This is a genomic window from Enterovibrio gelatinilyticus, from assembly GCF_028683095.1.
GTDB lineage: Bacteria > Pseudomonadota > Gammaproteobacteria > Enterobacterales > Vibrionaceae > Enterovibrio > Enterovibrio gelatinilyticus.
On the sequence record NZ_JAJUBC010000010.1, the window covers coordinates 171,984 to 178,692 of the forward strand.

The following is a 6,709-nucleotide window of genomic DNA, read 5'->3' on the forward strand; positions in this document are numbered from 1 at the left end:
AACATGTCTGAAGACAAACGCCAACAGGCGCTGGATTATCACGCCTATCCTGTGCCTGGTAAAATCTCGGTAGAAGTGACCAAGCCTGCTGATACCGTGGAAGATTTAGCGTTGGCGTACAGCCCGGGTGTGGCAGAGCCTGTTCGTGAAATCGCACAAGATGCTGACAACGTTTATAAATATACTGCGAAAGGCAATATGGTTGCGGTTATTTCAAACGGCACCGCTATTCTGGGTTTGGGTAACCTAGGCCCGCTAGCCTCTAAACCTGTCATGGAAGGTAAAGCCCTTCTGTTCAAACGTTTTGCCGGTTTAGATTCGATTGATATCGAAGTCAAACATCGCACCATTGAAGAGTTTGTCGACACAGTTGCTAATATCTCCGACACCTTTGGTGGTATCAACCTTGAAGACATCAAAGCTCCCGATTGCTTTGAAATTGAAAAGCAGTTGATTGAGCGCTGTAACGTGCCGGTTTTCCACGATGACCAACATGGTACGGCGATCGTCACGGCAGCAGGTATGCTGAATGCGTTGGAGCTGCAAGGCAAAAACATCGAAGACGCTGTTGTCGTATGTTTAGGTGCGGGCGCTGCGGCAGTTGCGTGTATGGAACTGCTGATCAAATGTGGTGCGCAGCGTGAAAAGATTTACATGCTTGACCGCAAAGGTGTGATTCACACGCGCCGTGATGACATCAACGAATACAAGCAACTGTTTGCCAACAACACGGACAAACGCACATTGGAAGATGTGATCGAAGGTGCAGACATTTTCTTGGGTGTTTCTGGCCCAGACTTGCTGCCACCAGAGGCCTTGAAGCTGATGGCTGAAAAGCCGATCGTGTTTGCGTGTTCAAACCCAGATCCAGAAATCAAACCTGAGCTGGCACACCAAGTGCGTGATGATTTGATCATGGGAACGGGTCGTTCAGATTACCCGAATCAAGTGAATAACGTACTTTGCTTCCCGTTCATCTTCCGTGGTGCACTAGACGTACGTGCAAGCCGCATCAATGATGAAATGAAGTTAGCGGCGGTTGAAGCAATTCGTTCACTGGCGAAAGAGCCCGTACCCGCTGATGTATTAAAGGCTGCCCGCGTTGATGCATTGAGCTTTGGTATTGATTACATCATTCCTAAGCCTATGGACCCACGCCTATTGCCACGCGTTGCTAAAGCCGTTGCGGTTGCTGCGGTTGAGTCAGGCGTTGCGCGTATTGAAATGCCAGAAAACTATATGGCCGATAAGTAATAGATGGCTGATAAGTAAAAGTACGGAAGAAAAATATCGGCACGAAAGACGAGTAACGGCCTCGGAGACGTTTCACTCTTCTGTCGTACTTTGAAGGAAAATAGTACTGTTTTTCTTTCGACGAAAAAAAACCAGCCAATCGGCTGGTTTTTTTGTCATAACTTTGTCATTGCGACGATGAAATCAATATTCTTCGTCGTTAAACTCGATACCTAATTCTTTCATGATGCGCTTCACTTCGGCAGGCACGCTATCCGCTTTGTCTTTGCGAATGTCGTCATCTGTTGGTAGCGGTTGGCCTGTGTAGGCATGCAAAAACGCTTCGCACAACAGTTCACTGTTGGTGGCATGACGTAAATTATTGACCTGTCGACGCGTACGCTCATCTGTCAGGATTTTAAGCACTTTCAGTGGGATAGAGACGGTGATCTTCTTTACTTGTTCTTTCTTTTTACCGTGCTCGGCGTAAGGGTTAATATATTCGCCATTCCACTCTGCCATCGTGCACCTTCTAAGCAGTTTCATTGATAAATCGCTGTCAACACCGGAAGCATGATGCCCAGGTTGGATGAATTTCGAATTTTAGCGATATTAACCGCTACATGTAAAGACATATAGACGTCCAGAAGTATTGACGTCTTGATTGTGAGTGGTTAAGGTTGAGCCTATCTGCTCGTATTATGATCGCATTTTGACAGGGAAAGACACCATGAGCGACAAGAAGTCAGCCACGATTGCCGTACGCACTGGCATCACTACCGATTCTCAGCACAATGCTGTGGTTCCTCCTATTTACCTTTCTACCAACTACGAATTCCCTGAGTTCGGCGAAGTGCCGACGTATGACTATGCGCGTGGTGGTAACCCAACGCGTAACCTTTTAGAGACGGCGCTTGCTGAGCTTGAAAACGGCGCGGGTGCGGTAGTGACGAACTGTGGCATGTCTGCCATCAATCTGCTGCTTTCTTTAGTTGGTCCCGATGATCTTATTGTTGCCCCGCATGATTGCTATGGCGGCACATACCGTTTGTTTGATTCCCGTGCGCGCAAAGGCGCATTTAAGATTGAGTTTGTTGATCAGTCTGATGAAGCCGCATTGGCATCAGCGTTGGCAAAGAATCCTAAGTTGGTGTGGATTGAAACCCCATCAAACCCGTTATTGCGCGTTGTCGACATCGAAGCGATTAGCCAGCAAGCACAGGCTGTGGGGGCGTGGGTTGGGGTCGATAACACGTTCTTATCTCCTGTATTGCAAAAGCCGCTGAATCTTGGCGCTGACTTTGTGGTGCACTCGACCACGAAATTCATCAACGGTCACTCTGATACAGTCGGCGGTGTGGTGGTTGCTAAAGAGCAAGCATTGGCGGATGAGTTGAAGTGGTGGGGTAACTGTATCGGCGCAACCGGTAACGCGTTTGATAGCTATATGACCTTACGTGGGTTACGAACGTTGAGCGCGAGGATGCGTCAGCACGAAGAGAATAGCGCAGAAGTCCTAGCCTTCTTGCAAACTGAGCCGTTGGTCCGTGTTATTTACCATCCGGCATTGCCAGAGCACCCAGGCCATGACATAGCCAAGAAGCAGCAAAAAGGCTTCGGCGGCATGTTGAGCTTTGAGCTCGAAGGGGGTGATAACGAGTTGAAGCAGTTCTTGAATGCACTCGAACTCTTTTCATTGGCAGAATCCCTTGGTGGCGTAGAAAGCTTAGTCACACATCCAGGCTCGATGACGCATCGCGCCATGTCTGACGAGGCGCAAGCGGAAGCAGGTATTGCTGCAACCCTCTTGCGTTTATCTATCGGTCTGGAGGATCATACGGATTTGGTCGCCGACCTGAAACAAGCATTCGATAAAGTGAGAGAGAATCAGTAATGAGCGCGGTTGAAGTCGTATCCCCTCAGCAGTCGCCGTCCCGCCAGTTGCATAAATTTGGTGGTAGCAGCCTTGCCGACCCAGACTGTTTTCGCCGAGTGGCGAGAATTCTGGCGCAATATAGTGGTGCGACAGACATTATTGTCGTTTCAGCCGCCGGTAAAACCACCAATCGCCTTATCGAATGGCTAGGATTGTTGGATAAAGATGGACGCTTGGCCCACGAAACCCTACAAAGCTTGCGTAAGTATCAGCAAGATTTGATTGAAAATCTGATTGAAGGCGAAGCCAAGCAATCCCTGGTTGACGCTCTGTATGAAGATTTCAGCAGTATGGCGCAGGTCGCCGAGAGCGCACTGGGTGTTGCTCTGCGATCTTGGGCGCAAGGTTTTGGTGAAGTGTGGTCTGCACGTTTGTTGTCAGCGTTATTGACGCAGCAAGACATGCCCGCTGTGAAGCTCGATTCACGCAGTTTCTTGCGTGCAGAACGTTCGGTTCAGCCGGAAGTCGATCGCGCCAGTTCATGGCCTTTGTTGAAAGAACAATTGGTGCAACATACCCAGCGCCGCATCGTGATCACTGGATTTATGGCTCAAAACGCATTGGGCGAAACGGTGTTGTTAGGGCGAAATGGTTCGGACTATTCTGCGACCATTATTGGTGCGCTTGCCGATGTGAGCCGTGTGACTATTTGGAGTGATGTAGCAGGGGTTTACAGTGCAGATCCTCGTCTTGTTGATGATGCTTGCTTATTGCCGCTATTGCGTCTCGATGAAGCGGCAGAGCTTGCTCGCCTTGCTGCGCCCGTGCTTCACACTCGTACATTGCAGCCTGTGGCGCAAAGCTGCATCGACCTAAATCTACGTTGTAGCTACGATCCCGAATCGGGGTCGACCCGTATCGAGCGCGTGCTGGCATCAGGACGTGGTGCCAAAATTATCACTTCGCTCAATGATGTGTGCCTACTCCAACTTGATGTGCCGCGAGGTCATGATTTTCATGTGGCGCGACGTGATATCGAACGATTGCTGACACGCAATCAAATTCAGCCATTGGCCTTGTCTGCCAGTGCTGATCAATATCGTATTCAGTTGGCTTACACCGCTGAAGTTGTCAACAGTGTGCTTGAGCAACTGCAAGATGCGGGCATTCCTGCTGATATTCGATTGCGTGAAGGCTTTAGCCTTGTGGCGGCAGTGGGGGCGGGCGTCACGGCGAACCCAGTTCATTGTCACGGTTTCTATCAACAACTGCGTGGTCAGCCGATTGAATTTATCAGCGAATCAAACAGTGGGCTGAGCATTGCGGCACTGCTGCGTAAAACGAATACGTCGTCACTAGTGGCAGATATCCATTGTGCCTTGTTCCAAGCGCAGCGTCGCATAGGCTTAGTACTGCTGGGGAAAGGCAACATTGGTAGCCGTTGGTTATCACTATTTAGTGAACAAAAAGGCGCGTTAGAAAAACGCCACGGCATGAACTTTGAACTCATTTCAGTGCAAGATAGTCATCATCAGTGGGTCGACTTTTCGGGTATTGATGCTGACGCTGTGATGGAACACTTTAGCGAGCGCGCGACGCCTTACGAAGCAACAGACTGGATACAGAACCTGCTCAATCATCCTTATGACGACATTGTCGTGCTTGATGTGACGGCGAGTGCGCCACTGGCGGGTCAATATCCTGATTTGGCAGAGCACGGTTATCACCTTATCTCTGCCAACAAAGTGGCAGGCTCTGCAAGCGGTGAGCATTACCATCTAGTACAAGATGCGTTTGCTAAGACGGGTCGCTACTGGCTTTACAATGCTACCGTGGGCGCCGGGTTGCCGGTGAACCATACTGTGCGAGACTTACGCGAAAGTGGCGATCAGATTATCGCGCTGTCAGGCATCTTCTCGGGTACATTATCTTGGCTTTTTCAGCAATTTAACGGTGACGTTAAATTTAGTGAGCTGCTAGAGCAAGCATGGCAACAAGGGCTAACGGAACCCGACCCGCGAGAAGATCTTAGCGGTGCGGATGTCATGCGTAAGTTGGTGATATTGGCTCGCGAGTCGGGTCTTGATGTAGAACCAGAGCAGGTGCAAGTGCAATCCTTAGTGCCAGAGGCATTGGCATCGTTGTCACTCGACGGCTTCCTAGATCAGAGTGTGTTACTTGATGAAGCGCTGGAAGAGTGGTTGGAGCAAGCCCAAGCAGAAAATGGTGTGTTGCGTTATGTGGCTCGTTTAACGCGTAATGGGAAAGCGCGTGTTGGTTTAGAGGTTGTTTCTGATGAACACCCACTGGCGAACTTGCTGCCGTGTGACAATATCTTTGCGGTCGAAAGCCAATGGTATCGTGAAAACCCATTGGTGATACGCGGTCCCGGTGCAGGGAGGGACGTTACTGCTGGTGCATTATTGTCTGATTTGAATCGCATCGCATCCTTGCTTAAATAACAAGAAAAGCGAGGAAAAAAAGCGGAGGGTTAACCTCTGCTTTTTTTATGTGAGTAAGATGCATATTGATCATGAAGAAATTTCACGATAAGCAAGTTGACATTGAGTTGCTCGCAATTCAATATCTAGACATATAGACGGCTAAACGGATGTCGTCATCAAGGATTTCTCGGTGAACTTACACCGAAGTAGGGAGACGTTATGGGTTATTCACATGCCAGCCATCTGGATTCACTAAATCAGAACCTTTCTGATTTAAGCGGCGATATCAATGTGTCGTTTGAATTCTTTCCACCTAGTTCAGAAGCGATGGAACAAACGCTCTGGGCATCGGTTCAACGTCTAAAAAATCTTCAACCTAAGTTTATGTCCGTCACGTATGGCGCGAACTCGGGTGAGCGTGATCGCACCCATTCAATCGTAAAAAGCATCAAGCAAGAAACGGGTATTGAAGCCGCCCCACATTTAACGTGCATTGACGCCTCGCGTGAAGAACTCAAAACCATCGCGCGTGACTACTGGAATAGTGGTATTCGCCATATCGTCGCGTTACGTGGCGATTTGCCAGAGAAAGGCAAAAAGCCAGAGATGTATGCGTCGGATTTGGTTGAACTACTGAAAGGCGAAGCGGACTTTGATATTTCGGTTGCGGCTTACCCTGAAGTTCATCCAGAAGCAAAAAGTGCTCAGGCAGATTTGATTAACTTGAAACGCAAAGTGGATGCAGGCGCGAACCGTGCGATCACTCAGTTCTTCTTTGATGTGGAAAGCTATTTGCGCTTTCGCGACCGCTGCGTTGCGGCAGGCATTGATGTTGAGATTATTCCTGGGATTTTGCCTGTGTCGAATTTTAAACAGGCGGCAAAATTTGCCAACATGACCAATGTGCGAATTCCTAACTGGATGCATAATCAATTTGCGGGGTTAGAAGATGATCCTGTGACGCGTCAAATGGTAGGTGCAAGCCAAGCCATTGATATGGTGCGAGTACTGAGCCGTGAAGGTGTGAAAGATTTCCATTTCTACACACTTAATCGTGCGGAATTGACTTACGCTATGTGTCATACCTTGGGTGTGCGCCCAAACGTTTAGAGCGTTTAGCGTGTCGTTAACCCTAAAATAAGAAAGCCGTCGCGAC

General features: G+C 48.9%; 5 protein-coding genes. 4 read left to right on the forward strand and 1 reads right to left on the reverse strand.

The features are described from left to right. Positions 1 to 3 precede the first annotated feature (3 nt). On the forward strand, positions 4 to 1,254 hold the full coding sequence (locus LRP50_RS10910; protein ID WP_274164486.1) for a malic enzyme-like NAD(P)-binding protein: 1,251 nt from the start codon (positions 4 to 6) through the stop codon (positions 1,252 to 1,254). 183 nt (positions 1,255 to 1,437) lie between these two features. On the opposite strand, the gene metJ is transcribed toward LRP50_RS10910, so the two are convergent. Next, positions 1,438 to 1,755: a met regulon transcriptional regulator MetJ gene (gene metJ / locus LRP50_RS10915; protein WP_028025883.1), complete on the reverse strand. Its 318-nt coding sequence runs from the start codon at positions 1,753 to 1,755 to the stop codon at positions 1,438 to 1,440. Positions 1,756 to 1,963: 208 nt separating this feature from the next. Between metJ and LRP50_RS10920 the strand changes: the two genes are divergently transcribed. The 3 genes from LRP50_RS10920 (at position 1,964) to metF (ending at position 6,663) form a co-directional block, all read left to right on the forward strand. Further along, positions 1,964 to 3,127: an O-succinylhomoserine (thiol)-lyase gene (locus LRP50_RS10920; protein WP_274164487.1), complete on the forward strand. Its 1,164-nt coding sequence runs from the start codon at positions 1,964 to 1,966 to the stop codon at positions 3,125 to 3,127. Continuing rightward, positions 3,127 to 5,571, forward strand: coding sequence for a bifunctional aspartate kinase/homoserine dehydrogenase II (locus LRP50_RS10925; protein WP_274164488.1), 2,445 nt, complete (start codon positions 3,127 to 3,129; stop codon positions 5,569 to 5,571). Before LRP50_RS10920 ends, LRP50_RS10925 begins: the two co-directional genes overlap by 1 nt. Positions 5,572 to 5,772: 201 nt before the next feature. Continuing rightward, complete coding sequence (gene metF, locus LRP50_RS10930) at positions 5,773 to 6,663, forward strand: methylenetetrahydrofolate reductase (protein WP_274164489.1); 891 nt, start codon at positions 5,773 to 5,775, stop codon at positions 6,661 to 6,663. The last annotated feature ends 46 nt before the right edge of the window (positions 6,664 to 6,709 follow it).

What these genes read in the sequence shown, in the direction of transcription:
- LRP50_RS10925 (WP_274164488.1), top strand. Translation starts at nt 3,127, where the DNA reads ATGAGCGCGGTTGAAGTCGTATCCCCTCAGCAGTCGCCGTCCCGCCAG.
- metF (WP_274164489.1), top strand. Translation starts at nt 5,773, where the DNA reads ATGGGTTATTCACATGCCAGCCATCTGGATTCACTAAATCAGAACCTT.
- LRP50_RS10910 (WP_274164486.1), top strand. Translation starts at nt 4, where the DNA reads ATGTCTGAAGACAAACGCCAACAGGCGCTGGATTATCACGCCTATCCT.
- metJ (WP_028025883.1), bottom strand. Translation starts at nt 1,755, where the DNA reads ATGGCAGAGTGGAATGGCGAATATATTAACCCTTACGCCGAGCACGGT.
- LRP50_RS10920 (WP_274164487.1), top strand. Translation starts at nt 1,964, where the DNA reads ATGAGCGACAAGAAGTCAGCCACGATTGCCGTACGCACTGGCATCACT.